The 2,180-nt window shown below is 48.7% G+C and carries 1 protein-coding gene and 1 pseudogene; one reads left to right on the top strand and one right to left on the bottom strand.

All coding sequences use genetic code 11. The features are described 5' to 3' along the window. Positions 1 to 427 (bottom strand): annotated as a pseudogene (locus VIM87_RS00645) (M23 family peptidase); the annotation flags it as partial. Between the two features lie 391 nt (positions 428 to 818). On the opposite strand from VIM87_RS00645, the gene alaS reads away from it, so the two are divergent. After that, positions 819 to 2,180, top strand: a 1,362-nt coding sequence (gene alaS / locus VIM87_RS00640) for an alanine--tRNA ligase (protein WP_331995095.1), incomplete at its 3' end; no start/stop codon positions are given.

Raw genomic sequence — 2,180 nt, 5'->3', positions numbered from 1 at the left:
TCAGCAGCTCTTTCAGCAATACGGCGGTGCTGGCAATTATATCGTTGCTGGAAAAAGACTGCAGCTGGGCAAGCTCCTCGTCCTTTTCAATTTTACCGGCGCGGGTGCTGTCCGGTATGGGAGAGGCTTCAAAGATCACCCGGTATATTTCATTATCTCGCTGCTGTAATTCCGTTAGCTGGATCTTGGCTTCATTCATACGGTGCTGTAAGGCATCGTACTGCTCTTTCATATTGTCAATGTCACGGCGCAGGGATTTTTCCTTGGGGGAATCCAGGAACCGGTAAGAAACGGACAGGAAGAGGACGCCGGTAACAATGGCGGCGGACACAAACCCCAGGATGCGGAGGATCTTTACCCGTACGGAAACTACGAGCTTTTCATACTTAAGGGTTTGTGTATTATAAAAGTATTTGACCTTCTTCATTGGACCAGGTTCGCTTTTAGCCAGGACTATGTCCTAACGTCATTCCTTCTTTTTTAGTGTTATGGGCATCTCAAACTCCTGGATAAAATGCTGCCGGCGGGTACTGCAAGGCTGGTCCACCCTCCCGGGATGGCTACCTTAATGCGTACTGCTCACAGCTTTTTTGAATAATGTTATAGGTTTCAATATTTTTGCACTCCCTTCTGCAAATCCACGGTTTAGCGGGCGAGGGGCGTGCAAACCTAATGGAATTAGACTACAATGGCAATCTTTTGAATGTCAATTTTCTAAGTCCCACTGCTTGGCTTAAAATACAAATTAAAGTCAAATTTAGGTCTAACACAATTTTATTTATACAATTTTAATTACATATCATCAGGCTATAATACTTATGACAGCATCCGAGATCCGACAGCAATTCCTGGACTTTTTTGCATCCAAAGGGCACCATATCGTGCCTTCTGCCCCTATTGTGGTAAAGAATGACCCTACCCTGTTATTTACCAATGCGGGCATGAACCAGTTCAAGGACTATTTTTTGGGTAATAAAACCTCCGCCTACGCGCGGGTGGCGGATACCCAGAAATGCCTGCGGGTAAGCGGTAAACATAACGACCTGGAAGAAGTGGGCATTGATACCTACCACCATACCATGTTTGAAATGCTTGGCAACTGGAGCTTTGGGGATTATTTCAAAAAAGAAGCCATTGCCTGGAGCTGGGAGCTGCTGGCCGATATCTATAAGATCCCTAAAGACCGCCTGTATGTGACTGTTTTTGAGGGGGATACCAAAGAAAACCTGCCTAAAGACGAGGATGCCTATAATTTCTGGAAACAGCATATTGCCGAAGACCGTATACTGCTGGGCAATAAAAAAGATAATTTCTGGGAAATGGGCGATACCGGCCCCTGTGGTCCCTGTTCAGAAATTCATGTGGACTGCCGCCCGGATGCCGAAAGGCAGCAGGTGGATGGCCGTACCCTGGTAAATGCCGACCATCCGCAGGTGATAGAGATCTGGAACAACGTGTTCATGCAGTTCAACCGCCTGAAGAACGGTACCCTGGAACCGCTGCCGGCCAAACATGTGGATACCGGTATGGGCCTGGAACGCCTGGTGCGTGTACTGCAGGGCAAAACCTCCAACTACGATACGGACCTGTTCATGGGTACCATCCATGCTACGGAAAAACTTACCGGGCATACCTATAAGGGCACTGATGAAAAGCGCGACGTGGCTTTCCGCGTAATAGCCGATCACCTGCGCGCCATTTGCTTTACCATTGCCGATGGGCAGCTGCCTTCCAATACCGGCGCCGGTTACGTAATACGCCGCATTTTGCGCAGGGCTGTACGTTACTACTACTCTTTCCTGGATGCTAAAAAGCCTTTGCTGCATGAGCTGGTGCCGGTGCTGGCGCAGCAGTTTGCCCATGTGTTCCCGGAGCTGCAGCAACAGCTGGATTTTGTGAAGAAGGTGGTATTTGAGGAAGAGAATAACTTTTTAAGAACGCTGGACAGCGGCATTAAGCGAATGGAAGATGTGGCCAAAACAGCCAGCAATAAAGTAGTTGACGGCAGAGCCGCTTTTGAGTTATACGATACTTACGGCTTTCCCTTTGACCTTACCAGCCTGATTGCTACTGAGAACGGGCTTACCGTGGATGAAAAAGGCTTTGAGGCCGCTATGCTGGAACAGAAGAACCGCTCCCGCGCCGCCACTGAGCTGGATATGGGCGACTGGGTAGTGCTG

This window comes from Chitinophaga sp. (assembly GCF_036569125.1).
Lineage (GTDB): Bacteria > Bacteroidota > Bacteroidia > Chitinophagales > Chitinophagaceae > Chitinophaga.
The sequence above is the reverse complement of the archived record's forward strand: the minus strand, read 5'-3'. Positions and strand labels throughout refer to the sequence as shown.